The sequence below is a fragment of the Halorientalis litorea genome, assembly GCF_023028225.1.
Classification (GTDB): domain Archaea; phylum Halobacteriota; class Halobacteria; order Halobacteriales; family Haloarculaceae; genus Halorientalis; species Halorientalis litorea.
In genome coordinates this window covers 77255-102806 of the sequence record NZ_CP095482.1, presented here as the reverse complement: position 1 = coordinate 102806, position 25552 = coordinate 77255, and the positions used below count along the sequence as shown (strand labels likewise).

The 25552-nt window shown below is 64.2% G+C and carries 24 protein-coding genes; 12 read left to right on the top strand and 12 right to left on the bottom strand.

Features of this window, described 5'->3' with window-relative positions; translation table 11 throughout:
- Positions 1 to 95: 95 nt before the first annotated feature.
- The gene (locus MUG95_RS00550) at positions 96 to 422 is read left to right on the top strand and encodes a hypothetical protein (RefSeq protein ID WP_247009124.1); all 327 of its coding nucleotides are present in this window, start codon (positions 96 to 98) and stop codon (positions 420 to 422) included.
- On the opposite strand, the gene aglJ is transcribed toward MUG95_RS00550, so the two are convergent.
- Both aglJ and MUG95_RS17115 read right to left on the bottom strand, forming a co-directional pair.
- Positions 419 to 1462, bottom strand: a complete 1044-nt coding sequence (aglJ, locus tag MUG95_RS00545; RefSeq protein WP_247009123.1) for an S-layer glycoprotein N-glycosyltransferase AglJ — start codon at positions 1460 to 1462, stop codon at positions 419 to 421. The genes MUG95_RS00550 and aglJ overlap by 4 nt on opposite strands.
- A 77-nt stretch (positions 1463 to 1539) precedes the next feature.
- A complete protein-coding gene (locus tag MUG95_RS17115; protein WP_505465470.1) occupies positions 1540 to 1653 on the bottom strand; it encodes a DUF8595 family protein in 114 nt (37 codons plus the stop codon).
- Between the two features lie 280 nt (positions 1654 to 1933).
- On the opposite strand from MUG95_RS17115, the gene MUG95_RS00540 reads away from it, so the two are divergent.
- A complete protein-coding gene (locus MUG95_RS00540; protein WP_247009122.1) occupies positions 1934 to 2776 on the top strand; it encodes a TrmB family transcriptional regulator in 843 nt (280 codons plus the stop codon).
- On the opposite strand, the gene MUG95_RS00535 is transcribed toward MUG95_RS00540, so the two are convergent.
- Positions 2769 to 4220, bottom strand: a complete 1452-nt coding sequence (locus tag MUG95_RS00535; RefSeq protein WP_247009121.1) for a sulfatase — start codon at positions 4218 to 4220, stop codon at positions 2769 to 2771. The two genes, MUG95_RS00540 and MUG95_RS00535, sit on opposite strands and share 8 nt — an antisense overlap.
- Positions 4221 to 4371: 151 nt before the next feature.
- On the opposite strand from MUG95_RS00535, the gene MUG95_RS00530 reads away from it, so the two are divergent.
- The 7 genes from MUG95_RS00530 to MUG95_RS00500 all read left to right on the top strand — a co-directional run bounded on the left by MUG95_RS00530 (position 4372) and on the right by MUG95_RS00500 (position 10697).
- A complete protein-coding gene (locus tag MUG95_RS00530) occupies positions 4372 to 5208 on the top strand; it encodes a polysaccharide deacetylase family protein (protein WP_247009120.1) in 837 nt (278 codons plus the stop codon).
- On the top strand, positions 5205 to 6023 hold the full coding sequence (locus tag MUG95_RS00525) for a formyltransferase family protein (protein WP_247009119.1): 819 nt from the start codon (positions 5205 to 5207) through the stop codon (positions 6021 to 6023). Before MUG95_RS00530 ends, MUG95_RS00525 begins: the two co-directional genes overlap by 4 nt.
- Positions 6024 to 6081: 58 nt before the next feature.
- A complete protein-coding gene (locus tag MUG95_RS00520; protein WP_247009118.1) occupies positions 6082 to 7077 on the top strand; it encodes a glycosyltransferase family 2 protein in 996 nt (331 codons plus the stop codon).
- Positions 7078 to 7114: 37 nt separating this feature from the next.
- The gene (locus tag MUG95_RS00515) at positions 7115 to 7549 is read left to right on the top strand and encodes an acyltransferase (protein ID WP_247009117.1); all 435 of its coding nucleotides are present in this window, start codon (positions 7115 to 7117) and stop codon (positions 7547 to 7549) included.
- A 167-nt stretch (positions 7550 to 7716) separates the two neighbouring features.
- Positions 7717 to 8871 carry a DegT/DnrJ/EryC1/StrS family aminotransferase gene (locus tag MUG95_RS00510; protein ID WP_247009116.1) on the top strand — a complete coding sequence of 385 codons (1155 nt, stop codon included), beginning with the start codon at positions 7717 to 7719 and terminating at the stop codon, positions 8869 to 8871.
- Positions 8868 to 9833, top strand: coding sequence for an NAD-dependent epimerase/dehydratase family protein (locus MUG95_RS00505; protein WP_247009115.1), 966 nt, complete (start codon positions 8868 to 8870; stop codon positions 9831 to 9833). Before MUG95_RS00510 ends, MUG95_RS00505 begins: the two co-directional genes overlap by 4 nt.
- A gap of 33 nt (positions 9834 to 9866) precedes the next feature.
- Positions 9867 to 10697 (top strand): polysaccharide deacetylase family protein, encoded by an 831-nt coding sequence (locus tag MUG95_RS00500; RefSeq protein ID WP_247009114.1) that lies wholly within the window; start codon positions 9867 to 9869, stop codon positions 10695 to 10697.
- A gap of 10 nt (positions 10698 to 10707) precedes the next feature.
- On the opposite strand, the gene MUG95_RS00495 is transcribed toward MUG95_RS00500, so the two are convergent.
- Genes MUG95_RS00495 through MUG95_RS00480 form a run of 4 tightly spaced genes read right to left on the bottom strand, consistent with a single transcriptional unit; the run spans position 10708 to position 15849 of the window.
- Complete coding sequence (locus MUG95_RS00495; protein WP_247009113.1) at positions 10708 to 12243, bottom strand: flippase; 1536 nt, start codon at positions 12241 to 12243, stop codon at positions 10708 to 10710.
- Positions 12244 to 12245: 2 nt separating this feature from the next.
- Positions 12246 to 13808: an alkaline phosphatase family protein gene (locus MUG95_RS00490; protein WP_247009112.1), complete on the bottom strand. Its 1563-nt coding sequence runs from the start codon at positions 13806 to 13808 to the stop codon at positions 12246 to 12248.
- 44 nt (positions 13809 to 13852) lie between these two features.
- Positions 13853 to 14713, bottom strand: coding sequence for a glycosyltransferase family 2 protein (locus tag MUG95_RS00485; RefSeq protein ID WP_247009111.1), 861 nt, complete (start codon positions 14711 to 14713; stop codon positions 13853 to 13855).
- Positions 14710 to 15849, bottom strand: coding sequence for a glycosyltransferase family 4 protein (locus tag MUG95_RS00480; protein ID WP_247009110.1), 1140 nt, complete (start codon positions 15847 to 15849; stop codon positions 14710 to 14712). Before MUG95_RS00480 ends, MUG95_RS00485 begins: the two co-directional genes overlap by 4 nt.
- Before the next feature lie 31 nt (positions 15850 to 15880).
- Here MUG95_RS00480 and MUG95_RS00475 point away from each other — a divergent pair, with 31 nt between their 5' ends.
- Both MUG95_RS00475 and MUG95_RS00470 read left to right on the top strand, forming a co-directional pair.
- The gene (locus tag MUG95_RS00475) at positions 15881 to 16930 is read left to right on the top strand and encodes a nucleotidyltransferase family protein (protein WP_247009109.1); all 1050 of its coding nucleotides are present in this window, start codon (positions 15881 to 15883) and stop codon (positions 16928 to 16930) included.
- Complete coding sequence (locus tag MUG95_RS00470) at positions 16931 to 17194, top strand: hypothetical protein (RefSeq protein ID WP_247009108.1); 264 nt, start codon at positions 16931 to 16933, stop codon at positions 17192 to 17194.
- Here MUG95_RS00470 and MUG95_RS00465 read toward each other — a convergent pair.
- The 4 genes from MUG95_RS00465 to aglG all read right to left on the bottom strand — a co-directional run bounded on the left by MUG95_RS00465 (position 17191) and on the right by aglG (position 21917).
- Positions 17191 to 18192, bottom strand: a complete 1002-nt coding sequence (locus tag MUG95_RS00465) for a phosphoenolpyruvate carboxykinase (ATP) (protein ID WP_247009107.1) — start codon at positions 18190 to 18192, stop codon at positions 17191 to 17193. The genes MUG95_RS00470 and MUG95_RS00465 overlap by 4 nt on opposite strands.
- Complete coding sequence (locus MUG95_RS00460; protein ID WP_247009106.1) at positions 18189 to 19721, bottom strand: alkaline phosphatase family protein; 1533 nt, start codon at positions 19719 to 19721, stop codon at positions 18189 to 18191. Before MUG95_RS00460 ends, MUG95_RS00465 begins: the two co-directional genes overlap by 4 nt.
- 65 nt (positions 19722 to 19786) lie before the next feature.
- Complete coding sequence (locus MUG95_RS00455) at positions 19787 to 20929, bottom strand: glycosyltransferase (RefSeq protein WP_247009105.1); 1143 nt, start codon at positions 20927 to 20929, stop codon at positions 19787 to 19789.
- Positions 20930 to 20996: 67 nt separating this feature from the next.
- A complete protein-coding gene (aglG, locus tag MUG95_RS00450; protein WP_247009104.1) occupies positions 20997 to 21917 on the bottom strand; it encodes a glucosyl-dolichyl phosphate glucuronosyltransferase in 921 nt (306 codons plus the stop codon).
- A 120-nt stretch (positions 21918 to 22037) separates the two neighbouring features.
- On the opposite strand from aglG, the gene MUG95_RS00445 reads away from it, so the two are divergent.
- Positions 22038 to 25028 carry an oligosaccharyl transferase, archaeosortase A system-associated gene (locus MUG95_RS00445; RefSeq protein ID WP_247009103.1) on the top strand — a complete coding sequence of 997 codons (2991 nt, stop codon included), beginning with the start codon at positions 22038 to 22040 and terminating at the stop codon, positions 25026 to 25028.
- Between the two features lie 110 nt (positions 25029 to 25138).
- On the opposite strand, the gene MUG95_RS00440 is transcribed toward MUG95_RS00445, so the two are convergent.
- Complete coding sequence (locus MUG95_RS00440) at positions 25139 to 25387, bottom strand: hypothetical protein (RefSeq protein WP_247009102.1); 249 nt, start codon at positions 25385 to 25387, stop codon at positions 25139 to 25141.
- Positions 25388 to 25552: the final 165 nt, after the last annotated feature.

The following is a 25552-nucleotide window of genomic DNA, read 5'->3' as shown; positions in this document are numbered from 1 at the left end:
TCCAAGCAAGGCGAGGCCGGCGGATAGGTATTGTGTCTACAGGGCCGGCGCGAAGGGATAGGTATTTTCCCGGCAAGAGACGAAACACGAGTACGATGGGAGTTCGGCCACCGCAACAGGACGACGACGAACCCGATGCCATCGAGTTCGGCATCGCGGCACTGGACGCCCGTCTCTCCGAGGCGGACGTGCGGTACCCCGCGGACAGAGAGACACTCGTGACCGCACTCGGCGGGACCGAAATCCCCTACAACGCCGCCGGAAACACCGTCGCCATCGGTGAGGCCATCGACAGGGCGGGACGGTCACAGTTCGAGTCCGAACAGGACCTCCTGAACACGCTGCACCCCATCTTCGAGGAGATGCGCGAGTCGGCGTCCTCCAGCATCCTCATGCAGTTGCGCGCGTTGGTCCCGTTCTAGTCTTCGGTGTCGCCGCGTGCGGTCACGCTCGGGTCCGACTGCTCGCGTCGCTCTGTCGTAGTGTCGTGGGGTGCCGGGCCGGTCCCGGGACCGCCGTCCTCTCCCGGTGGGTTCCCGCGGTGAAGTTGTTCCGCGAGGTCTTCGAGCCGGTGGGTCTGTTCCCGGTTGAGTGTCACTATCATGTCCGAGAGGACGCCGAACATCAACAGCTGGACGCCGAAGATGATACCGAGCGTGCTGACGACGGCGATGACCTCGTGTGACACGCCACGTGTCAGCCAGTCGACAGCGACGTACGTCCCGAGCAACAGGCCTGCGAGAGTGCTCAACCCCCCGACGCTCCCGAAGTAGAACAGCGGATTGTTCGTCTTCGCCATCCGGTAGAGCGTCAGGATGATGACACCCCCGTCCCGGAACGGGCTGAGGTTCGTCTCGGACTCGTCCGGGCGCGCCTTGTAGGTTATCGGCACCACTTCGGTCGGGACGCCGTGTTTGACACACTCGACGGCCAACTCCGTCTCGATGCCGAAGCCGGTGGCGTCGAGGTTGAGGCGTTCCATCGACTCCCGGGTGAACGCCCGGTAGCCGCTGAGGATGTCGCCGAGTTCACGGCCGTGAATCCAGCGGAACCCGCCGTTGATGATGCGGTTGCCGAAGCGGTTGAGGCGACTCATCGCTCCGTCCTCCATGTCCGCGAACCGGTCGCCGATGACGTGTTCGGCCCGTCCGGCGAACAGCGGGTAGAGCATCGCGTCCGCGTCCGCCGCCCGGTACGTCGCGTCGCCGTCGAGCATCAGAACGTACGGGACGTCCACGTAGTCCATCGCCTCCCTGACGGCTTGGCCCTTGCCTTGGCCGGACTGTGTGACCACGCGCGCACCACGGTCCTCGGCGATAGCGGCCGTTCCGTCGGTCGAATCGCCGTCCACGACGAGGATGTTCTCGAAGCCGTGGTCGGTGAAGTCCTCGATGACGGACCCGATGGTCTCGGCCTCGTTGAGCGTTGGAATGAGGACACACACGTCCGAGCGGTCGGGCATCGTGGCTGTATGGTCACCACGCGCGCAAAAAGGTACGGTTCCCGTGGTCCGATTACACCGGGGGTTCGGGCCAGCCGTCAGTCGTCGGCCCGCTGGTCACTGGTGTGTTCCCACATCTCGGCACACCCACAACCGTCTTCGACGTCTTCGAGATGCGCGTCCACGGGTTCCTGAGAGTGTTCGTCGGACATGGTTACTCGGTTCCTGAGTAACTGTAGTGGCTTCCTCGTATAAATAGATTTTCCAATGCCGCCTGCCAGTCTCGAAAGCACTTACAGCCACGACACCGGACGTGTTGGTGTGACCGACCGACGTTGTGAACCGGACGGACGGGGTTCGGCCGACGGACGTTCCTCGCCACCTCCGTGGCCGCTGGTGGTCTCCTCGGCGCCACCCCGCGGCACAGACGGCGACTGACACGCGTCCGGAGAGGCCACCCGTTTACAAACCCCCACACCGATAGCTGCGGGTATGGCAGAGGACGTGCCCGACGTGTTCGACCACCTCGGACTGACGGAGTACGAGGCGACGGCACTGACGAACCTGCTGACGCTCGGGCGCACGACGGCCCCGAACCTCGCGGAGGCGACGGGCATCCCGAAGGCGCGTATCTACGGCGTCCTCGAATCGCTCTCGGACCGCGGGTACATCAAGATGATTCCGGGCCGGCCCAAGGAGTACCAGCCGAAAGCCCCCGAAGAAATCCTCGACAGGGCCGTCCAGAACCGCCGACAGGACTACGAGCAGTTCCGGCAGGACCTGGAGGACGTCCGCGAACAGTTCCTCGCGGAGTTCGGCCCCCGGTTCGAGCGGGCGAGCGAGGACATCACGCCGACCGAGGAACTGTTCCACGTCGTCGACGTGGGCGGGCCGAGCGAGCGCGAGACGACGGAACTGTACCACGACGCCCGAGAGCGGGTCCGCGTCATCACCAAGAGCTTCGAGTACTTCGACGCCGTCCGCCCTGCCTTCGAGGACGCGCTGGACCGGGGCGTTGACGTAGACGTGCTGCTGCTCGACCCCGACCACCTGAGTGCCGAGAACCGACCGGTACAGGAGCGGATGGTCGACCGACTCACCGAACAGTATCCGTCCGTCGACCTGCGGTTCAGCGCGGCGAAACTCCCGTGGCGCGGCACCGTCGTCGACCCGAGCATGGACTACGAGACGGGGCGGGCCATCTTCCTCGTCGAGGAGAAGGACGTGCCCCTCCACATGCGGCAGGCAGCCATCACCGACAACGGGTCCTTCGTGGCCGGGTTGTGGCGGTACTTCCAACTGACGTGGGAGTACGAGAGCGACCCCGTCAGGTGATGTACCCCAGTTCCTGCAGGCGGTCCTCGACGTCGGAATCGAGGTCAGAGACGCCCCCAGTGTTCTCTCGCGGTTCGAGCGAGTCGGCGACATCGTCGAGTGCCGCTCGCATCGTCGCCCGCACGTCCTCGTCGTCTAGTTCCGTCGACTCGTCCGGTGTCTCGACGTAGTCGTAGAGTTCGCCGCCTTCTGTCGCCCACGACTCCGTTTCGGGGTCCCACTCTCTGATGTACTTGTGGCGGCCGCGGACGAGCGCGCGTTCGTACTTGTCGGCTTCCGCTGCCGCGCGGTTACCCTGCACCGCCCGGACCTGCTCGACGAAATCCGCCGCCTGTCCCTGTCGCTCCATGTATACGTCTCGGTTCGCATCGACCGAGAGCCAGTCCGACCCGCGTATCGTGGAGTCGACGCCTTCCTCTGGGTCGATGCCCGCTAGCTGGCAGACCGTCCGGTACAGTCCGATGAGGCCGACGGAGTGGTCGATACGGCCACTCCGGTCGGTCCCAGCGACCACGAGCGGCACCTTCGTCACGGGATTGTACAGCCCTGTCCCGTGGTAGAGGTAGCCGTGATCGGCGATGGCGACGCCGTGGTCCGCCGTGACGACGAACACCGTATTCTCGTCCACGAGTTCGTCGTACACGTCGCCGATTCGCTCGTCCAAGTAGGCTATCTCGCCGCGGTAGTTCTCCTTCAGCGTCTCTTTCTGCTCGTCGGTGAGGTCCGCACCGGGCATCCCGCTGTCGTATTTCCACCCTTCCACGTCCGGTGAACCCTCGTCCGTGCCGTACCCATCCGGCGGCTCGAAGGGATTGTGGGCCTCCATGTAGTTGACGAACACGAACGAGGGGCTGTCGAACTCGTAGTCCGTAAGAAAGCGGTTCGTGGCCCGTGCGCCGTTGTCGCCGAAGTGGTAGTTGTACTTGAGTTGTGAGGCGTTGCGAAGCGACTGCACTACGTCTTTGTCGCGGTTCTTCCAGACGTGGCCGAGGATTTCGAGGTACTTCCGCGGGCCGGAGTCGTGGTCTCGGCCGGCGATGAACTCGTTCCAGTCGATAACGTTCTCGTCGTCGGAGACGGCGTGACTGCTCTCCGCTACGTCGAAGCCGCGGGTGAACCCGAACTCGTCGGTGAGGTGGACGTTGTTCGAGTACAGCACCGTCTCGTACCCCGCACCCGAGAGGCGTTCGGCGAGCGTCGTGTACGAGGGGTTGAGATAGGAGTTTCCCTTGTCGGTACCGTGTTCACCGGGGTAGGCACCTGTAAACAGCGACGCGTGCGTCGGCACCGTCCACGTCGCTGGGGCGAACGCATTCTCGAACAGGAGGCCGTCATCGGCGATGGCGTCGATGTTCGGCGTCAAGTCACCGCCGGCGTAACAGGAGAGCGCGTCCGCTCGCACCGAGTCCAGCATCAGGACGACGATGTCCGGGCGCTCAGACATGCGTACCGCTTCGAGGAAAGCCGGTCTATACCTTTCGTTGTCGGTAGGCACGACAGCAACGTCGAAGGCCGACCGAGTGGGCACAGCCACGTGACACCGTCCGGCGAAGAGGTTGGAAGATTTATACCCGTGCCACGTCACCCGTAAGGTAATGAATACGCCTTGGGCCGACGGTATCTCCATCTACCCGACGTTCGACACGGAACGGGACTGGCGCGCCCACGAGTTCTCGCAGGCGGAGAAAGAGCGGCGCAGAGGCCCCGACTTTCCCAAATCCGGGTCGCCGTCCTACGAGATGGACCAGCGCGCACTGCCGCAGTTACTCGACCTCCTCGGGACACACGACGTCAAAGCGATTTTCTTCGTGACCGGCGAATTCTGTGAGTACAACCCAGGGCTGGTCGGTGACATCGACGCGGCGGGCCACGACCTCGGAGTCCACACGCACCCACAGTTACATCCTGCCTTCGAGGGAGACCACGTTAACGACCTCGACGCCGGAATGCTGGCCGACTACGACAGTCCGGACATCCACACGATGATTGGCCGTGACTACGATATGCTCCGGGAGGCGGGGGTCGATACGGACCACTTCAGGGCCGGGAACCTCAGTTTCTCCCTCGATATCGCCAGACAGTTGAAAGCCCTCGGACTCACACACGACCACTCGATTCGGATGGCCATCGCCAAGGACGTGGCGAAGATTCCCCTGTACCTCCGCGTTCGCCGCCTCGGCCTCCGAGAGACGCCGGTCGTCCTCAACCCCGCGTACATCCACCGCGCGGAACACAACCGGCTGAAACCGTACCATCACGTCTTCAGTGCGGCGTTCGGCGGCACGCTCAACCTCCACCCGATGGTCTTCGGGAACGAGAACCTAGACCTCGACGACGACTACAGACGGCTGGAACAGTATCTTTCGCGGTGTACTCACCGACTCGGCGACGGGGTCGACGATGTCGTCGAGAACGCAGCGACACACCCATGAGCGGTGCGGGCCAGTCGGACGACGAGTACGGCGTCGTCCTCCTCTCTAAGGCAGGGGTAGGTGGGGGGAAGCGGGAGACGCTGGCGCGATTGGCGGACACTGACGGCATCACCGTCGCCGGTGTCGTCGTCGAAGACATGATACACGGGTCGCTCCCGGAGTACGTCACGGACCTTCTGCGGAAGGTGATTCGCCGTCGTGGCAGTGGGTACCCAGTTCGTGGCTTCAACGCCGCTCGGGACATCGCCAAGACGGTCCGTAGTCGGCTCTCACCGACCGAGAGCGATGGCGACGGCGACACGGACCCGGACGACGACCCGCTCGCCGATGTCCCTGTCCGCGAAGTCTCCGACATGCTGAGCGACCGTGCGGCGAGCGAGATACGGGCGATGGACCCCGACCTCGCCATCGTCTGGGGGACGCGCATTCTGCCACGGCGTATCTTCGACATTCCGACCGACGGCTCCATCGGCGTCCACGCGGGGAAGATACCGGAGTACCGTGGCGGCCCCGCCGGCTTCTGGGAACTCTACTACGGCGAGGACGAGGCGGGCGTGACGGTCCAGAAGTTGAACGAGGAACTCGACGCCGGACAGATAGTCAAACAGGAGACGGTCGCCATCGACCCCGGCGACACACTCGCGGACGTGCGTGCGAAACAGCACGGAATCACGGCCGACCTCGTAGTCGATTCCGTCCGCGGATTGGCCGACGGGTCGCTTGAACCCAGAGACTGGGACGGCGAGAAACGCCCCGTCAACACGCCCCCCTCGCTCGGGCAACTGCTTGCGTTCCGGCTTCGAGGCCGACGGTAGTACTCCGTGAGTCACGGACCCGAGGATTGAAGCCCCGGGACTGTCCATCCGAACCCGAATGAGTGAGTCGCCGCAAGTGTCGGTGGTCGTCCCCGCCTACAACGAGGCCGACTACATCGAACAGTGTGTCCGGTCCGTCCTCGAACAGGAGGCGTCCGTGCCCTTCGAGATGGTCGTCTGTGACGACGCGTCAGCCGACGAGACGCGCTCGATTCTCCGGTCGCTCGAATCGGAGTACGACGCCCTGAGGGTCCTCGAAAACGACGAGAACCGGGGGATGTTCCCCACTTCGGAACGGTTGGTCAACGCAGCAGAGAGCGACCGAATCGTCCGAATGGACGCCGACTCGTACATGAAGCCGGGAACCGTACAGGCACTGTCGGAGGCTTTCGACGCCGGTGCGGACATCGTCTACGGGAAAATCGACGTGGCAAACACCCAGTCGCTCCACCCGGCAGCCTCGCAAGTCGGGAAAGAACAGGGCCGCGCGACGTGGTGGGGTGGGGCCTGCATGGGTGTGCGGCGGGGGTTGCTGTCGGACGGCACCGAGGAGGTGGACGGTATCGGGCCGAAGATGAAGTACCTCGGGCCCAAGCACCAAGTCGAAGCACTCGACGTCGACGTGACGACACTCGAAGACGTGGGCGTCTACTCTAACTTTCCGACCGACTTGCAAGGAGTTCTCCGTCGCAAGTACGAGTCAGGGACGTTGTACATCGTCGAGTGTCGACACAGCCCAGAGAACTTCTCGTTGTCAGAGATGCGCGGACCGCTGTTCTGGACCGTCTTCGCTGCCGTGGCAGTGGCGTCCCTCAGGTTCTCGAAACTTCGGTCCCTCGCGGCACTCCTGTTGTGTATCCCCCTCCTACAGTACGGCCGCGATGCACCGCTCGCCGTCGATATTTCCGACCGGGAGTCGTTTTATTTGCTCTACCCCCTGTACAAGTCCGGTTCCGGTCTCGCCAGAACTGCGGGCATCTGGCGGCGTGCCGACGCGCTGGTCGACATTCTCGCACGGAAGTGGTCGTTGTCGGACCGTTCGCCGGAGAATTGAGGGGAAAAAATAAGAGGAGTCGTTCGGTTGAACCGCCATGGACAAGGCCGAGTTCTTGGAGTGGATCGACTTCGAGGAAAACCGGTTCCATCCGTTGGTCTGGTTGAACGGGGACCCGGACATCGGGGAGGGAGTCTACCTCGGATTCTTCAGCGTCGTCAACGCGAAAGACTCGGAGATACGCATCGGAGATGGGTGTGATATCGCGCCGTTCGTCTCGCTCAACTGTGCCGACTCCCACCGCAAGTGTCTCGGACTGACCGAGGAGGTGGACAGGTCTGCCATCGAACTCGAACACAACGTCTTCATCGGGACACAGACGGTCGTGAAACCCGGTACGACCATCGGCCACCACAGCGTCGTCGGTGCCGGTGAAGTTGTCTCGGGTGACATCCCGCCGTACTCGCTCGTCGTCGACGGAACGGTGGAGGAGGGATACTACGAGACGGCGGTCCGTGACGCCACGGAGTGAGTGGCCGGTCGGGATTTGAATGTTTTTATGTAGTTGTGTGGCAATACGATAGTAATGTCGTATTCCCGTGTTCGAACTCTCATCGGCAGTGTGCCGGGGGGCGACACTGTCCGGGGTCTGGTTTTCTGGTCACGGTCGAACAGTCGTGTCGCGTCAGAGGGGTACCGATGACTGGGTCGAACGAACTGGGCCAAGTCGAACTCGGCACGCCCGTTGTCGGCGAAGACGAACTCGACGCTATCGCGGACGTGTTCGAGACGGGCTGGGTCCTGAACGGTCCGACGACTCGTGAATTCGAGGATGAATTCGCGGAGTACGTCGGTGCGGAACACGCTGTCAGCGTCGTCAACTGTACGGCGGGAATGGACATGGCACTGAACGCACTGGACCTCCCCGAGGACGCGACGGTTATCGTCCCCGGACAGGCGTTCATCGCCAACGGTATCGCCATCGGACAGAACGGTTTCGAACCGTTGTTCGTCGATGTCGACCCGGAGACGTACAACATCACTGCCGACGCCATCGCCGAACGCGGGGCGGAGGCGGACGCTGTTCTGTTGATACACCACGGCGGCTATCCCTGTGACATGGACGCTATCATGGACGTTGCGGACGAGTACGACCTCCGGGTCGTCGAGGACGCCGCTCACGCACTCGGGAGCGAGTACGAAGGCGAGAAAATCGGTGTTCACGGGGACGCGACGGTGTTCAGTTTCGGCCCACTCAAGATGATAACGACCGGGATGGGTGGGATGGTGACGACACCACACGAGGATGTCGCGGACAACGTCGAGACGCTGCGGTCGTACGGGATGGACACCGACGCGTGGAACCGCGAAGAGGACCCGAAGCCGTGGCAGTACTCCATCCCACAACTGGGCCACAACTACCGCCTCTCGGACGTTGCATCCGGGATGGGGCTGGCACAACTGGAGAAAGTCGAGGACTTCATCGCTCACCGCCGCCAGCGTGCCGCCGAGTACACTGCGGCCTTCGACGATGTCGACGGCATCGAGACGCCGCCAGTAACCGACAATCGGCGGCATACGTATCTCTACTACGTTGTCCGCGTCACCGACGAGTATCCTCTCTCCCGGGACGAACTCGCGCACAAACTCATGGACGCGGATGTCGGTATCAGCGTCCACTGGGACCCGGCACTCCACCACCACCAACTGTTCGACGAGCAGGGCCCCACGCCGACGCTCCCCGTCTCTGAGCAGTTGGCCGACGAGCTATTGACGCTACCGATGCATCCAAGGTTGACGAAGGCAGAAGCCGAACACGTAATCGAACTAATCGATACGGAGACAGATAAATGACAGAACACATCGCAGTCACTGGTGCGGCCGGCTACATCGGGAGTGCCTTGCTGCCGCTACTCCAGGACGACGACGACGTATCGCAAGTGACCGTTCTCGACGACCTCTCTTCGGGGTCGCGGACGAACCTCGAAGCGGTCGCGCTCAGCGACAATTTCAATTTCCGAGAGGTCGACGTCCGGGATTACGGTGAGGTCGAGAACGGCCTCGCCGGCGCCGACGGTGTCATTCACCTCGCGGCCATCACGGGCGCGCCGAGTACCCACGACCGACCCGACGAGACACGAGCAGTCAACTACGAGGGAACGGAGAACGTCCTCGCGGCCGCGGCCAAGAACGACCTCGACAACGTGGTGTTCGCCTCGACTTGTAACCTCTACGGGCGGGCAGCCAGCGACAACCTCGACGAGACGATAGAGCCTGACCCACTTAGCCCGTACGCCGAGACGAAGTACGAATCCGAGCAGTTGGTCCGTGAACGCGCCGAAGAACACGGCTTCAACGGGATTTCTCTCCGGATGAGTACGAACTACGGCTACGCGCCCGGCATCCGGTTCAACCTCGTCATCAACTACTTCGTCTTCCGGGCTCTCACAGGGGAACCGCTGACCGTGTACGGCGACGGGAGCAACTGGCGACCCTACATCCACGTCCGAGACGCGGCCCGGGCGTACAAACACGCCGTGCTAAACCCCGAGAAATGGGACGACGACGTGTACAACGTCGGTCTGAACGACCAGAACTACCGTGTCGAGGAAATCGCGGAAATCGTCCGTGAAGAGGTCGGCGACGTGGAGATAACCTATCTCGGCGACAAGAACCCCGGACCGTCCTACAACGTCAACTTCGACAAGGTCAAGCAGACGGGCTTTCAGCCGGAATGGTCCGTCCGTGAGGGGGTCAACGACCTCGTCAACCGGTTTGTGGCGGACGACCGGACACAGTACTCGCTGGATGGCTGATGTCGACGGTGGAGACGCGCGCGGAGCTTCGTCATGAGTAAAATCGCCTGCATCACCGGCGACGTTCACCACGACCTCGGGAATACCCCGTGGGACAGCGACGAGCCCGAACACGCACTCGAATACGCTCGCCTCCTCGACAGAAAGGACGCGAAGGGAACGGTGTTCGTCACCGGCAAGTGCGCCCGCCGGAGTGCCGAAACCATCGGCGAAATCGCCGCGATGGACTGCATGGAGGTCGGTGCCCACACCTATCAAGCGTTCAAAATCGCACCGACGATACTACCGCGCGGCGGGTACCCGGTTGACTACAACGGGAAGACGTGGAACATCGACCTCAGACAGGGGCACCACTACCTGATGTGGGCCATCTGGGGGTCGTTCTACGGCCCGCTGTGGTATCAGAAGTGGAACGTGGGCCGGACGGTCCGCGCGCTCAGAGAGGCCGGCGTCGAACCGACCGCGTGGCGGACGCACGGGTACGACAGCGGTGACATCACCTTCGAGGCACTCGACCATCACGGCTTCTTCGCCGTCAGCGACGTGCGCGCCGACGAGTTCGACGTGTATCGACAGACTGGCGACCTTTGGCAAGCGACCATCGTCGGTCCCACCGACGAGATGGTCAGCCCGGACGGCGACAACGAGGCGTATCGGCGACAGTTCTTCGAACACGTCGAGCGCGCGAGTGACCGCGCGGAACCGGTCGTCTTCCAGATGCACCCCAAGCGACAGGCCATGATGGAGTACGACCACCTCGCGGAGGCAGTCGACCGTCTCCGTGCTGAGGGATACGAGTTCATGACGCTCACGGAAGCCGTCTCGGAGTTGACGGGCGTCCCCGCCCCAGCAGGACTGCGGTGACACCGCACGCTCAGACGAAGCGGCGGACGAACCGCTCGATACGTGGACTCTCGAAGCCCGTTCGGTCCCGCATCGCTTCGAGAATGTACACGTCTTCCTCTTTGAGGCCACCGATGCTCATCAGAACGAACCCGTAGACGAAAAGATAGACCGTCCCGACGGGGAGAATCATCAGGTAGTGGATGTCAGTCGCCCACCCGAGACCGACGAAGATTGCTACCGTCGACACGGCGGCGGCGGCGACCGGTTCCACGAAGTCCGGCCTGAGTGGCGAGATACGCTTCCAGAGGTACAGTTCGACGCCCGGAAGTATGCCGTCTAATCCGATTGCGACGCTGGTTGCGATGGCCGCGCCGACGATGCCGAGCTGCGGGATGAGGACGAGGTTCATCAGGAAATTCAACACGCCAGCGACGGCGTGGTTCGCGAGGATGATGTTCGAGTGCCCCATACTCTTGATGACCGTGCCACTCATGCTGAACGTCGTCTTGACAAGCATCGCGATGCCGATGAGTACCACCACGCTCGCGCCTTGTCGGAACTCCGTCCCGAACAGTCGCACGACATCGGAGGCGAACGGGAAGACGAACGCCACCATCGGGACTGTCAGGACCAGCACCCACTTGTTCGATATTTTCAACACCGATTCGAGTTCTCCGAGTTCGTCCTTCCCGACGAGTTCCGAGAGGACGGGTCCCGTGATTGCTCCGAACGCCGTGAACCCGATTTGCATCACCATCGCCACCTGCAACGCGATGTTGTAGATACCGACGTCGGCGTTGACGCCGAAGTACCCGAGCATCAACACGTCCGTCCAGTCCACCACGAGGTTGAGCGCGCCCGTGAACAACAACGGAATCGAGAACACCAACAGTTCCCGTGGCTCGTAGCGTGCCCCACCGCGTAGCACGGGGAATTCTCGACCCTCGACGAAGTAGAGACCGACGAGCAGTGTGCCGACCATCGCCGTCGCGTACCCGAAGACGAGACTGACCAGCGTGTCGAACCCTGCCAAGTAGAAGGCGAGAAATCCGGTTATCTTGAGGATGCCCTGCAGGATGTTCTGTGCGGCGACCTGAAAGTCGATGCGCTTGAGTCCCCGGAGCGTCGCCATAAATACCGACGAAAGGGCCTCCAAGGGGACGACGAACGCAATCAGGTAGAGGACACGCGAGGGTGTGCCGGGGTCCAGAAGCAGGTCCGCGAGGTACTCGTGGCCTGCAGCGACGACGACGGCGACGAGGAGACTCGATACGAGGACTGCGACGACGGCGATACGGACTGTGCCACGGGCGCGTGCCTCGTCGTCTTGGCCACGATAGTACGCGACGTAGCGGTTGACGCCGCCACGGAGGCCGAGGAGAGAGACGATTTGCGAGAAGCCCAGCACTGCGAGTGCGACGGAGAACACCCCGAACCCGTCGGCACCGGCGACGCGGGCGATGACCCAGTAGAACGCGAAGTGACTGACCTTCGAGAACACCGACCCGAACAGGCTGAACCCGGCACCCTTGACGAGCGTCCGCAGAGACTCTCTGCTCGCCACGGTTACTGGTCGAGGTAGCCCAAGTCTTGCAGGCGCTCTTCGAGTGCCTGTCCGTCGCCGCGCCCGCTGGCGGCGATGTCGTAGTGACCCGGTTCGACTCGCTCGACGGGACGCTCGGCGGGGTCGCTCCCCTCGGCGAACATCTCCGTGACGACTCGCCCCTCCAACGTCTCGGGTACCGGACAGTCGAGTAAGTGGAGAATCGTCGGGGCGAGGTCCAGAATCTCGGCGTGGTCGTCCAGCGATGCCGACTGAACGTCCGGACCGTGGCCCATGAAGATGCCGTCGCGGGCGTTCAGCATACTCCACTCGCCGAGGTCACGGTAGAGGTCCTCACCGCCGAAGTCGCCGTCGACGTGGACGCCCGGACCTTGGTCCAATACGAGGTCGGGTGCCTCCGCCGCGAACCGACCGCTGTACACCTCGTCACCACGTCGAACCTCCCGGACCGTCGGCGCGTCCGACCCGGGGAGCGTCAGCGATTCGAGCCCCTCGGTAATCTCCGTGATCGCTCGTTCCCGTCCGGAGTCACTCAGTTGTGGGTTGAGATAGATGGGGCCTTGTCCGCTCGCTACCGCCACCGAGGCGTCCCAATCTATCAAGTCCGTCGCGTACGCTTGGTTGATGGCACCGGTCTCCTCGGGGAGGCTGTTGACCATCGAATCCGGCGTCACCCGCTTGAGCGCGTCGGCGATGCCGAGCGTGTTGACGACGGCTCGGACCCGTGTCCGCGTGAGGCCGACTCGCTCGAAGAAGCCAGTGACGGCTTCGTTCATGTCGAGTTCGAGGAAGCCGTTCCGTTCGAGCCACGTGTTGACGTGGAATATCTTCTCGATGGGTGCGGACCCGTGGTCACTCATCAACAGCACGTTCACGTCCTGTTCCAGAAATCGTCCGAGCGCGTCGTCGATTCGCTTCCAGCCTTCCAGCGTCTTCTCGTGGTCGCCGAGGAAGTGCTGGAGTTGGTTGATGTGGAACGTCGTGACGTGGAGGAAATCGAGGTCACGTTCCTCGAACAGGTCGGCCGCGACCGAAAAGCGGAGGCCGATGAGGTCGATTATCTCGTCGACTGCGTCCATCCCCTGCTCGTTGATGGACGTGTCGGCGCGCACCTTCCAGTCGTACTCGGATTCGAGGCGGTCTTCGAGGGTCGCAGGGTTGGTGTACCCCTCGTTCTCGGCGTCGGGGCCGCCGGCTATCATGAACTCGTCTACCTCCCGCGGCGGGTACTGGATGGGGAGGTTCACCACACCGGCGGACTGGTCGTTCTCGTTGAGATAGTCCCAAATCTCCGGCGTGATGAACTTCCGGTCGTTCGGGTAGTGGATGCGCTCGCCCTCGAAGTCGACGTTCTGCCACCAGAAGATGCCGAACTCTCCGGGGTTGCGGCCAGTCGCGTAGCATTTCCAGTTCGGAGAGGTGACCGGCGGCAGGCAGGCGTGCATCGGTTCGTAGACCCCCTCCTCGCGAACGCGGCGGAGGTTCGGGAGTTCGCCGTCGTCCACCCACCCGTCGATAACGTCGATGGCCGCACCGTCGAGGCCGAGAATGACGACAGGTCTCATTGCCCGATGGCTGGGGCACGGCTCTACATACGCTTTCGGGTTCGCTACCGCTCTCGGACGGAGTTTTCGACCGGCGGTTGCCCGGAGAGAAGAGACAGAACGTTCCCGACGAGAGGGCGACGGGCCTGCACGCTGAAGTACCCACAGCGGGCGAGGTACCGCCAGAGAAAGTCTACGGCGTCGAGCGTGCCGTGGTCGACGCGCCGGTAGAGGCGGAGCCAGTTGCGCAGTCGCCACTCGTGATAACTGTCACTCCCGCGGAAACCGTGGTCGTGGACCACCGGCGCGGCGGGCGTGTACACTAGGTCGTAGCCGGCCCGCTTGACGCGGTGGCTCACGTCGGTGTCCTCGAAGTGTGCCCGACCCTCACCTCGTCGGCCGAAGCCTTCGTCGAAGCCACCGATGTCTTCGAGAACCGACCCCCGGAAACTCATGTTCGCACCGCGGAGGTGGTCGACGGACGCCCGGACTGAGGAGTCGAAGTTGTCGATGACCTCGCCGTTCGCCCGGAGTTCCGCCACCGGCGTCACCGCACGGAGGTCTTCGCCCGGGTCGAGGACAGGCCCGCCGACGCCGCCCACGCCGTCGTCCTCGAACTCGGCGACGATTGCGCGGAGCCACCCCGGGTCGACGTAGGCGTCGTCGTCGAGGAACGCGACGATGTTCCCCTCACAGCGTTCCAGCGCGCGGTTCCGTGCGTTCGGCAACCCCTCCGGCGGCGCGCTGACGTACGTGACTGGGAGGCCCGGCACCGTCTCGACCACGTCGGCGTCGTCGCCCGAGTCCACGAGGACGACCCGGTAGTCGTCGTAGGCGAGTTCCGAGAGACGAGAGAGACACGTCTCCAACTTCTCCCGGCGGTCCATCGTGCAGATGACCACGTCCACGGCCGGGTCGGCGGTCATCGTCGCGTCCCCTCGTCCCGGGCGCGTTCGTAGAGTGTCGCCATCCGGTCGGCCTGCACGCCCCACGTGAACTCGGCGACGGCCTTCTCGCGGGCGGCCTCGCCCAGTCGCTCCCGCAGTCCGGGGTTCGTGGCGAGGCGTTCGAGTGCGGCCGCGAGCGCGTCGACATCGCCAACGTCGACCAGCAGGCCGTCCTCCTCGTGGACGATTTGCTCCTCGACTGCCGGGATGTGCGTGCTGACGACCGGTTTCCCGCTGGCCATCGCCTCCACGTTGACCACCGGGAACCCCTCGTGTTCGGAGGGGAGACAGAACGCGTCACACGAGGCGTAGTAGTGGTGTATCTCCCCGTGTTCGACTTCCCCGGCGAAGGTCACCGCGTCGCGGATGCCGCGCTTTTCGGCGCGGGCTTCGAGGTCCGAGCGGAGCGTCCCGTCGCCGACGAGGAGGAGACGCGCCGGCGTCGACTCGCGGAGGCGCGCCACGGCGTCGACGAGTTCTGCCAGCCCCTTCCCGGCGTCTAGACGGCCGACGAACAGCACTGTAAACTCGTCGCGGTCGATGGCGGGGGACACGTCCGGGTGGAACCTGTCCGTGTCGACGCCCGCGTACACCGTCCCCGCGATATCGAGGTCCAGCCACGTCTCCACGCGCCCGGCCGTCGTCTCGCTGTTGCTCACGTACAGCGACGGGTCCGCGTGGCGCGCCATCACGCGCCAGCGAATCGACGGCGACCGGATGCCCGGGAAGCGAAAGAGCGTCGGCACGTCGACTGCCCGTGAGACGAGGAGGTTGTCGAGGTAGTAGTGCGTCGAGAGGACGTCGATGCCGTCGGCGTCGATACGCCGGCCGAAGCGCGCGCCGCCGAACAGCGACAGCGACTCCACCTCCGCCGGGAGCATCTGTCCTGCCGTCGCCGTCCGCAGGAGGTCCGTCGCCCGGCGGGACTTGTCCAGCCACGGCAGGCCCGTCACGTCGACGTTCGGCAAGTCCAGTTCGGGGAGGATATCCCCGTCCCCGGTGTAGAGGACCACCTCGTGGTCGGTCTGGAGGCGACGAATCATCTCTCGGAGGAACGTCTCCGTGCCACCCGAGTACCGTGTCCCGACTGCGGGATTGTAGACCCCGATGCGCATTTTATTTATCCATGCCGGGTGATGGCCGACTATGGCCGACCCGACCAGCGTGTCTCAAGGGGCATTTCGGAGTGTTTTATCTCTTACTGATTCGGCGGCGACGCTCGACCCGCACGTCGCGGACGGCGTCACCGCCGAGGGGCTCGACCGGGGATTCCGCAAGAACAAACTCGCGACATCCGCGTTGGCCGACGCCGACGTGACCACCTCGCTGGCCAATCAGGAACCGCTGGCCGAGTCGATGTCTGCCCACGCGCGCCAACTCGAAATCCACGAGGACCGTATCGGCGTCGTCGAGGACCTCCTCGACGGCGAGGGGTGGGAGTATCTCCACATCAAGAAACTCAGGAACCCCTACAGCGTGATGGCGGACATCGACCTGCTCGTCACCGACGCCGACGACGTGGTCGAGATGTCGGAGAAACTCGTCGCCGAGGAGTTCACGCTCAAGCAGTCTCGCCTGCTCTGTCACCCGCTGAAGGTCAACGCACACAAGTACGTCGACGGGCAGAACAACCCGGTCGACATCTACCCCGACGCGATTTGGGTACGCAAGAAGGTCTGTGAGGGCCAAGCGGTACTCGACAGAGGCGAGACGACCGAGTTCGGCGGGCGGACGGTCCCCGTTCCGGACCCCGAGGACAGTTTCCACCTCGTCGCTACCCACGCCTACGCCCACATGCGACTCACGCTCGCGGAGGTACTCCACGGCTTCGAGATGGTCGATGCGGACTTCGACTGGGAGCGCGTCGTCGGGATGGCCCGGACCTACGGGTCGATGGACAGCGTCTACCTGTTCGTGCGCGCGATGGACGCCTACGCCGAGGCGTACCGCGCCGAGAACCCGGTGCCAGAGTGGGTACTCTCGGACCTCCGGGCGTCACGCCCCTCGAAGAAACTCGAGGCGTGGTTCGAGACGGCGGCCGACCCGTTCGTGTTGCCGTTGCAGGTGCCGCGCCGAATCGCCTGCGTCTCCTCCTCGGGGCACTACCTCCGGCGGTCGCTCGGGTCGATGTCGCCGGCGGACACGCTGTACGGCACGCTGACTCACTACGTCATCCTCGCGAATCAGGTGATATAGATGGGACGAGACACGGAGCGACTGGTCGGTGCAGGGCTGTTCGTGGGCGGCGCGCTCGCGCTGGCTGTGCCGGTACTGGTGTATCGAACGTGGTCCAAACCGCTCGGCGTCGTGCTGGGCCTCCTCGTCGTCGTGCCCGCCGTGCTGGCGATGAGCGCGGGCCGAAAGCTCAGGGCGTACCCGCCACGCCGTGAGATTACGCTGGAAAAACTCCGCGAGAACGCCCGGTGGTACCGGCTCTGGGAGCGGCTGGGGCTGGCTTAGGGTTCCGGATACGTCTCGACTATCCAGTCGGGGTAGACGTCCTTGTCCTCGGAGCAGAGTTCGACGGTTTCCAGTTCGGACATTGCCGCCTCCATAACCTCGCGTCGGGCCGCGGTGACGCCGGAGACCGTGGGGTCGAGGTACGCGTACGTCTCGATGGCATCGTGGGTGACCATCTCCTTGTCCGCGGTGGTCGTCTCCGCGAGTCGTCGCCCTGCCTCCGTGGCCGAAATCTCTCGCGGGCCCGCCTCTCCGCCTTCGAGGAAGTACACCGTCTCGAGCGGACAGGTGGTGCGCCGGTCGCCGATGATGCCGGTCACGTCGACTTTCTCGCGGGCCGAGTGGAGGACGCCGAGACCGGGCACGCCCTTGGCGAGTCGTTTCGCCACGATACGGAGGCGTTTTTTCCGTGACATCGGGATGTTCCCCATCGACGTGTACGGGCTGATGCCGACGGCGTAGTCCCACGCGTGAGCCTGTCCGTCGGCTGTGAGCAACACGGCGTCGTCGCCCATGAACGAGAAGCCGCCCCGGTCGTGGACGGAGAGACAGGTCGACGTCTTGCCCATGTCGTCCCAGCCGGTGATGAGCGCGCCGCCGTCGGGTCGGGAGCCACACCCACCGTGGACGAGCGTCGCGTCGCGGGCCAACAGCTCGACTGCGAGGACGGAGGTGAACAGCGAACCGATGTCCCCGCGTTTCTCGTACTGTTCGGTCATTTTGACGACGGTCTGGCTGTCGGCGTCGCCGAGGCCGGTGATGGACGCACGCAGGTCGAGTGGCAGGTTCCACTCCAGATACAGCGTGCCGTCGGGGTCCCAGCGGTAGCGCGAGCCGATTCGCCGCGGTGCCGCCTCGGCGTCCCAGCCGTCGAGGTCACCGACGACGAACCGCACGTCGGGGTGCTCCTCCAGTTGCGGGACTTCGTAGTATTCGGGAACCGGTACGTTCGTGTCTGTCGCTATCGACAACAGGTCGTTGATACGATAGTTCGTCACAGGTATCCAAGGTCCTCCAGTCTGTCTTCCACGTCGTTCCGTTCGTCCAAGTCGCCCTCGTCGCTCTCGGGCGTGTACGCGAGTGGCTCCCGATACTCCACCGACCGGTCGGCCGGTCCTCCAGCGAGGGCATCCGTCAGTACGGTGCCGTCTACGTCCTCGGGAACGGCCGACCCGAGGAGGTGGAGTATCGTCGGCGGCACGTCGAGAAGAGACACCCGGCCACGTTCGTCCGTCGCCGCGATGTCCGGTCCGGCACCGAGGAGGATTCCGTCGGGAGCCGCGTCGTGGGTCCCTTCGTTCTCCATGCCGGGGAACTGACCGAACGTGTCGGTGTACGGGTTGGCGTTGACGTTGTAGTTCGGGTGTGGCAAGACCACCACGTCCGGGACGAGGTGAAGGTACTCCCCGCTGTATCGCTCCTCGCGTTTCCACGCCTCGCTGACCACCGGGTCGCCAGTCTGCGGGTGCCGCAACGCGAGCAAGTCCTCGATGAGTTCTTCCCGGACCTGCTCGTAATCGTCGCGCGCGTCGGAGACGAACACGCCGTCGAAGTGCGTGTTACTCGCGGCCCGAATGGATGGCTCGTCGCCCCCGCCGTCGCCCGAGTCGGTGAGCCACGACTCGACTGCCGCCGGGAGGACGCCACGGAGGTTGATGCCCGTCGACTGCCGAACTGTCGAGTAGACGCGCTTTGCCAGCGCGTACTTTCGGCTGGCACCCGCCCCGGCGTCGTCGTCCCCGCGTTCGGCCAGCCACGTATCGAGGAAAAAGTCCCGTTCGGGCGGTGCGGTGAACCCGTGGTCCGAGACGACGAGCAGGTTCGCGTCCGGGAACTCCGCGCGGACCCAGCCCAAGAACTCGTCGACACGCTCGTAGACGGGCCGTATCATCTCGGGTGTGTCCCAGAGTTTGTGCTGGACGCGGTCGGTGGCGATGAACAGCACCGAGTAGAAGTCCCACTCCTTCTCCGTCATGAGGTGCTTGCTCGCCGTTGCACGGTGGTCGACGCTGTCTATGCACGCTCGCTGGATGTCTTCGCGTGACCCCCCGAGGTCCGGCCCGAAGGAGTAGTCCGGCACCTCTGCCCGGAGCTCTTCACCGAGCGACGACGGTGCGGTGAACTCCGTGGCATCGCTCGGTGTCAGCGGTCCCGCAATCTCGAAACCGTGCGCGAGGTGACGGGGCGGGTACGTGAGTACGGACCCGACGACGCCCGGAGCCATTCCGTCGTCGGCGAGGTAGTCCCAGAACCGTGGGCTGTGGAGCCGTCGGGAGTCCACGAGTACGTCGCCGTCCCCCTTCACGTCCTCGTTGAACGCGAACAGGCCGTGTTTGGCCGGGTTCTTGCCGGAGTTGAACGACGGCCACGCGGGAACGGATTGCGTCGGGACGACGGATTCGAGTGTGTGCGAGACGCCGCTCTCGGCGATGGCCGCGAAGTTGGGTAGTACCCCCGAAGCCACCCAGTCGTCGAGCAGGTCGTAGGTCGCGCCGTCGACGCCGACCAGAATCACGTCGTTCGACATACCCTTTGCCGTGACAACCCAACTCTCCCGCAAATACTTTCCGTTTCACCGGACAGTCCGACGGCTCACACGAGACTGAACTCGTCGTACCACGCGGTGACCCGTGACCCCAACTGCTCGCGGAACGCGTCGAACGCGAACGTCTCGACGTGTTCCCGCGGACTACCGGCAATTCCCTGACCCTCGAACCGCTCGACTGCGGCCGTGATATCGTCCGGCGACCCGTCGTGACAGTACCCGTTCTCGCCGTCCGTGACGAACTGGCCGGGGAACCCCTCGTCGCGTGTCAGACAGGCCTTCCCGCTCGCGTTCGCCTCGACGGGGACGATACCGAAGTCCTCGTTGCGGCCGTTGAACACCACGGCACGACACGTCCCGAGCAACGCCCGCTTTTCGCCCTCCGAGACGAACCCACGGTAGTCGATGGTCTCGCTCCTGCGAATCCGGTCCATCACGGCCTCGCTCACGTCGCCGCGGCCGCCCGCGAGGACCAACTCGTGGTCGGACTCCGCGAAGGCGTCGACGATGGCCGGCACGCCCTTCTCTTCGTCGAGACGGCCGAGGTGCAGGTAGAACCCGTCGTCGCCTGCATCGTCGTAGGCGTCGATATCGACGGGCGGGTACAGCACTTCGGACTCCCGCTGGTAGTACTTCCGAATCCGGCGGGCGATGACGGGGCTGTTCGCGAAGTAACGGTCCACTCTGCGGTCGACGGTGGCGTCTCGGAGACGCAGGTACCGAACCAGCGGCCGCGCGAGTATCCCCGTCAGCGAGTCCTTCCGGTCGTGATAGAGGTCGTAGAACCACCGTGGCGGAGAGTGACAGTAGTTGACGTGGAGCGTGTCGTCTGGCGTGATGACCGCCCGCGTCGTCGCGCCCGAGGTGACGAGTACGTCCGGGTGGCCGTAGTCGCGCCAGTCCACGTCCTCCCAGAGCGCGTACTCGAACACCCGGCCGGCGCGGGCCTGCAGTTTCCGGAGCGGCCGCGGCGACAAGCCATCGGTCACGTCGACGAACGCCACGTCTCCGTAGGGGTTGGGGTCGTCCGGGTCCGGCGACCCGACGGTGTACACCTGCCCACAGTCGAGTGCCTCGGCCAGTCTGGTCACGAGATACTCGGCTCCACCCCAGGCGTTGACGTGCCAGTGAGCGACGGCTACGTCGAGGTCAGCGAGTTCCACCCCGTCCTCAGGCCCCGCCCCTGTCATGATCTGTCCGACCGACGGCGGCGGTATAAGCGTGTCGCCGTGGGTGTCCCGAACCCCGCCGCTACCGTCACCGCCACTTCGTCATCCCGTAGAGATACCCTGCCCCGACGACGCCGGTGAACACGAACAGCATCACGAACTGGAGGAACCGCTCCACCGACGGGTTGATTATGAGGTTCTTCGCACGTGCAGGCGCGAACTCGGTGAGAAGGCGGCCGAGGAAATCGAACTCTTCGTCGGAGGACTCGGGCGTCAACACCTCCATTCCTCGTTTGGAGTACCCCTGCCAGAAGGCCCGGTCCAACAGCCAGCGCGGCCGAGTCCTGAAGTCGAACACCTTGTGAGCGACGACGGCGTCCGGGTCGTAGTAGACGCCGTGGCCGTACTCGGCCTGCAGTCGTGCGGCGAGTTCCGTCTCGCCGCCCTGGAGGTTCGCGTCGCCTTGGCGGCCCCCGATTTCCGTGTCGAACCCGCCGAGTTCGAGGAACACGTCCCGCCGGAAGGAAATGTTCGAGCCGAAGGTGTTGCGGACTTCGCCGGGGCCGTCGGCGAACCCGCGCTGGGTGACGCCGACCAGCCAGTAGAACTCCGCCGGGAGGAACGCGGGGCGGCCCGCCACCCACTCGGGTGCCATCTTGCCGCCGGCCGCGAGCGCGTCCTCCTCCTCGTAGGCTCTGACGAGGCGTTCGACCCACTCGGCGTCTGCAACCGCGTCGTCGTCGATGAAGGCGACCACCTCACCCGTCGCGGCGCGCGCGCCGTTGTTTCGGCTCTCCAACAGGCCCACGTTCGCGTCGTTACAGTGAACGAGAACGTCGTCTCGGCTTCCCCAATCCGCCCGGAGACGGTCGCAGACGGCCTGTGAGCCGTCGCTGACGAGGACGAGTTCGGTATCGTCGTGGGTCTGGTCGCGGATGCTCTCGACTGCCTCCGTGAACACGTCGTACCGGTCGAGCGTGTGAGTACAGAGGACGACCGAGACCCGCATACGCAGGGCTGTGCGGCCGTCGGGGATAGTCGTTTTCCTTCCCATCCCTCGGTGCCAGACGACGCTCTGGGTGGCGTAATTTGACAAAGTTTATGCGGCCAATAGTTTTTGTCCCGCCCAATGAGCCAGCGTAGGGGGCGACTCACAGAGTACGACTTCGACGCCGCACTCGAGGACCTGCGGGACTGGTACCACGTCCCGTCACTCCTCGTGTTGATGGCGTTCATGTTCTGGGTCAGGGCCCGGAGTTGGGGGAACTTCGTCCGCGACGGACAGGTACTCTTCTCCGGGAACGACCCGTGGTATCACCTTCGACAGACGACCTACACGGTCCAGAACTGGCCACAGACGATGCCGTTCGACGCGCACACGTACTTCCCGTACGGGACGGCCAACAGCCAGTTCGGGACGCTGTTCGACCAAGTCGTCGCCACCGCTGCTCTCGTCGTCGGCCTCGGCGACCCGAGTCAACAGACCATCGCGATGACGCTCCTGTTCGCGCCCGCAGTCATCGGGACGCTCGTCGCTATCCCCGTCTACCTCGGCGGCAAGCGTCTCGGCGGTCGCTTCGGCGGGGTGTTGGGGGTACTGGTCCTCGCGCTTTCGACGGGCGGGTTCCTCGGCCGTGGGCTAGTCGGCTTCTCCGACCACCACATCGCGGAGGTGTTCTTGCAGATGATGGCCGTCGTCGCGTTCATGACCGCGCTCGGCGTCGCCGAGTCCGAGTACCCCGTCTGGGAACTCGTCGCGAACCGCGAGTGGGGTGCCCTCAGGAAGTCCGCCGGGTGGGCGGCACTCGCGGGCGTCGCACTCGCGCTGTATCTCTGGACGTGGCCGCCGGGCGTCCTGCTGGTCGGGATTCTCGGTATCTTCTTCCTCCTCCAGATTACGCTCGACTACGTCCGCGGTGCCAGTCCCGAACCGGTCGCCTTCGTCGGTGCCGTCGCCTTGGGCGTGACTGGTGTGCTGATGCTCCTGCCGCTCAACTCCTTCGCGTTCACGGCGACGGACTTCTCGCTGCTCCAACCGTTCCTCACGTTCGGTATCGCTGGTGGGTGTGTGTTCATGGCCTACCTCGCACGGGAGTTCGACGACAGGGACCTCGACCCGCGCACGTACCCGTTCGCGGTACTCGGTGCTATCGCCGCCGTCGCGCTGGTGGCGGCCGTTCTCGTCCCGGATTTCCTCCAGTACATCGTGAAGAACACGGGCCGGGTCGTCGGCCTCGGCGGCGGGGCACAGTCAGGCACTATCGGTGAGGCACAGCCCCTCCCGCGGCCGTTCGTAACGCTGTTTTCGAGTTACGGGCTGGCGTTCGTCAGTGCCGGGGTCGGCGCGTTGCTGATGCTCGGGGCGTACCTCCGTCGGCGTGACGCCTCGTCCGAGTGGTTCCTCGTCGTCATCTGGAGTGTCATCATTCTGCTGGCGACGCTCACCCAACAGCGGTTCAGTTACTACCTCGTCCTCCCGATAGCACTAGTCAACGCGTACGTGGTCAGACTAGTTCTCACGTACATCTCTCCCGGTGAAGGGACCGAAGGCGTCCAGACGTTCCAAGTCCTCGCAGTTCTCACCGTCCTCATCATCCTCGTCGCGCCGCTGGCCGTCGGTGCCCCGGACCGGCCCACGACGGCGTGGGAGCGCGGTGGCGCGAACGCGCCGAGTTCCGGCGTGGTCGGCTGGGATAGCGGCCTCGATTGGATGGGCGACAACACACCGACACCGGGCACGTACGGCGGTGAAGACAACGCGATGGAGCTGTACGGCACCAACGAACGGACCGACGACTACGACTACGCGCCGGGGGCGTACGGCGTCATTTCGTGGTGGGACTACGGGCACTGGATTACGAGTCGCAGCGGCCGGATACCGACGGCCAACCCGTTCCAGCAGGGAGCCACCGACGCGGCGAACTTCCTGCTCGCACCCAACGAGACGCAGGCAGAGCGCGTCGTCGGGGAGATGAGCGAGAACGACAGCCAGCCACAGTACGTCATGGTCGACTGGAAGATGGTCAACGAGTGGCCGGAGGCCAACGGGAAGTTCTTCGCACCCATCATCTTCTACGACGAGGCGGACATCGACCGCGGTGACTTCTTCAGCCGCGTGCTCCAGATACAGGGCCAACAGGCACAGAAGGCCTACTACCTCCGAAGTCAGCGGTACTACGAGAGCATGGTCAACCGGCTGTGGTACTTCCACGGGAGTGCCCGACAGCCGACGCCAGTCGTCGCCAACTACGACGAGCGGGTCGTCCGGGGCCAGCGGTTCCTGACGACTCCGACCGGCAACCAGTCCCGGTACCGGGTGTTCGGCAATCCCCTCCAGTCGCCACAGCAATCGGTCCAACAGGCACGGGAGTTCGTCGAGGAGGACGGCTCGGCGCAGGTGGGCGGAATCGGCCCGAACCCGCCGGAGTACGTCGACGCGCTCGAACACTACCGGCTGGTCCACAACTCGAACACCTCGGCGATTCAGCGCGGGAGTCCGTACCTCCTCTCGCTCAGGCGGACGCTGACGGGACTCGCCGGAAACACCCAGCAGATGAGCCAGCAGGAGTTGGCACAGACCCAGGGACAGATTCAGTCGCTGCTGCTCCCCACCGGTGCGTCCCCGCCGTGGGTGAAGGTGTTCGAGCGCGTGGACGGTGCCACCATCGAAGGAACGGCACCGACGAACACGACGGTCACCGCGAGGGTGGAGATGAACGCACCGACGAACAACGAGACGTTCACCTACACCCAGCGTGCCGAAACCGGTGAGGACGGGACGTTCACGATGACCGTCCCGTACTCCACCACCGGGTACGACCAGTGGGGGCCGGAGAACGGGCACACGAACGTCAGCACCCGCGCGACGGGTGACTACCAGTTCACCACGGGTATTCAGCGGGCTGACGACGGGTCTGTCGTCCGGTACACCGATAGTGCGAGCGTCAGCGAGGCGCAGGTCATCGGCGAAGACGACAGTACGGTACAGGTCGAACTGTCCGAAGAAGTGCTCCGAGAACCGTCCGAAGACGGCGGTTCCACGGACTCGGGAACAGACGGTAACTCGACGAGCGAGCAGTCACGCGTCGCCGGGCCGGAGCGGACCGTGGCGACGCCGTAGGCTGCTCGGTGATATTTTCTGATTCGAGTCGACGGGTCAGTGAGAGGCATCCCGCGTGTCGGCCGGGTTCGACCGACAAGCTGGCACTCGACGAGTGCCGAGACCGACGGTCAATCCGCTCGTTCGATGCTCGTCTCGGTCCGCGCTGGCGGTGACTCGGTGGTGCTGAACCACGCCGCGGCGAGGATACCGAGGAGGACGGCGAAGCCGACGTGTTCCAGTGGGAGGGTACCGACCGCTGTCTGTGCCGTCCCGAGGAGCGACGAGATGCTCATCCCGGGAAGGAGAACGACTGGCACCGCCCCAGCCACCACAAGATGGCTGAAGAACGTTGCGATGTCGTCCAGCGAGGGGTTCATATCTAACGGGACGTGGAGGCGATAGATAAACCATACTCCGCAGTTATCATATGAAATAATTTAGCCGAATAATTCCACCAATCATCCTCAAAAAGCGTGCTAAGCGTTATCAATAGGGAATCAAAGCCGATAATTAAGCGTCCGATACGGTTCACAACGGCAGGG

Excerpts from the sequence above, each read along its gene's own strand:
- MUG95_RS00470 (WP_247009108.1), top strand. The coding sequence starts at position 16,931 with ATGGGACGAGACACGGAGCGACTGGTCGGTGCAGGGCTGTTCGTGGGC.
- MUG95_RS00475 (WP_247009109.1), top strand. The coding sequence starts at position 15,881 with ATGGCCGACCCGACCAGCGTGTCTCAAGGGGCATTTCGGAGTGTTTTA.
- MUG95_RS00550 (WP_247009124.1), top strand. The coding sequence starts at position 96 with ATGGGAGTTCGGCCACCGCAACAGGACGACGACGAACCCGATGCCATC.
- MUG95_RS00515 (WP_247009117.1), top strand. The coding sequence starts at position 7,115 with ATGGACAAGGCCGAGTTCTTGGAGTGGATCGACTTCGAGGAAAACCGG.
- MUG95_RS00525 (WP_247009119.1), top strand. The coding sequence starts at position 5,205 with ATGAGCGGTGCGGGCCAGTCGGACGACGAGTACGGCGTCGTCCTCCTC.
- MUG95_RS17115 (WP_505465470.1), bottom strand. The coding sequence starts at position 1,653 with ATGTCCGACGAACACTCTCAGGAACCCGTGGACGCGCATCTCGAAGAC.
- aglG (WP_247009104.1), bottom strand. The coding sequence starts at position 21,917 with ATGCGGGTCTCGGTCGTCCTCTGTACTCACACGCTCGACCGGTACGAC.
- MUG95_RS00520 (WP_247009118.1), top strand. The coding sequence starts at position 6,082 with ATGAGTGAGTCGCCGCAAGTGTCGGTGGTCGTCCCCGCCTACAACGAG.
- MUG95_RS00510 (WP_247009116.1), top strand. The coding sequence starts at position 7,717 with ATGACTGGGTCGAACGAACTGGGCCAAGTCGAACTCGGCACGCCCGTT.
- MUG95_RS00455 (WP_247009105.1), bottom strand. The coding sequence starts at position 20,929 with ATGACAGGGGCGGGGCCTGAGGACGGGGTGGAACTCGCTGACCTCGAC.
- MUG95_RS00505 (WP_247009115.1), top strand. The coding sequence starts at position 8,868 with ATGACAGAACACATCGCAGTCACTGGTGCGGCCGGCTACATCGGGAGT.
- MUG95_RS00500 (WP_247009114.1), top strand. The coding sequence starts at position 9,867 with ATGAGTAAAATCGCCTGCATCACCGGCGACGTTCACCACGACCTCGGG.
- MUG95_RS00485 (WP_247009111.1), bottom strand. The coding sequence starts at position 14,713 with ATGACCGCCGACCCGGCCGTGGACGTGGTCATCTGCACGATGGACCGC.
- MUG95_RS00460 (WP_247009106.1), bottom strand. The coding sequence starts at position 19,721 with ATGTCGAACGACGTGATTCTGGTCGGCGTCGACGGCGCGACCTACGAC.
- MUG95_RS00540 (WP_247009122.1), top strand. The coding sequence starts at position 1,934 with ATGGCAGAGGACGTGCCCGACGTGTTCGACCACCTCGGACTGACGGAG.
- MUG95_RS00490 (WP_247009112.1), bottom strand. The coding sequence starts at position 13,808 with ATGAGACCTGTCGTCATTCTCGGCCTCGACGGTGCGGCCATCGACGTT.
- MUG95_RS00480 (WP_247009110.1), bottom strand. The coding sequence starts at position 15,849 with ATGCGCATCGGGGTCTACAATCCCGCAGTCGGGACACGGTACTCGGGT.
- MUG95_RS00530 (WP_247009120.1), top strand. The coding sequence starts at position 4,372 with ATGAATACGCCTTGGGCCGACGGTATCTCCATCTACCCGACGTTCGAC.
- MUG95_RS00535 (WP_247009121.1), bottom strand. The coding sequence starts at position 4,220 with ATGTCTGAGCGCCCGGACATCGTCGTCCTGATGCTGGACTCGGTGCGA.
- MUG95_RS00445 (WP_247009103.1), top strand. The coding sequence starts at position 22,038 with ATGAGCCAGCGTAGGGGGCGACTCACAGAGTACGACTTCGACGCCGCA.
- aglJ (WP_247009123.1), bottom strand. The coding sequence starts at position 1,462 with ATGCCCGACCGCTCGGACGTGTGTGTCCTCATTCCAACGCTCAACGAG.
- MUG95_RS00440 (WP_247009102.1), bottom strand. The coding sequence starts at position 25,387 with ATGAACCCCTCGCTGGACGACATCGCAACGTTCTTCAGCCATCTTGTG.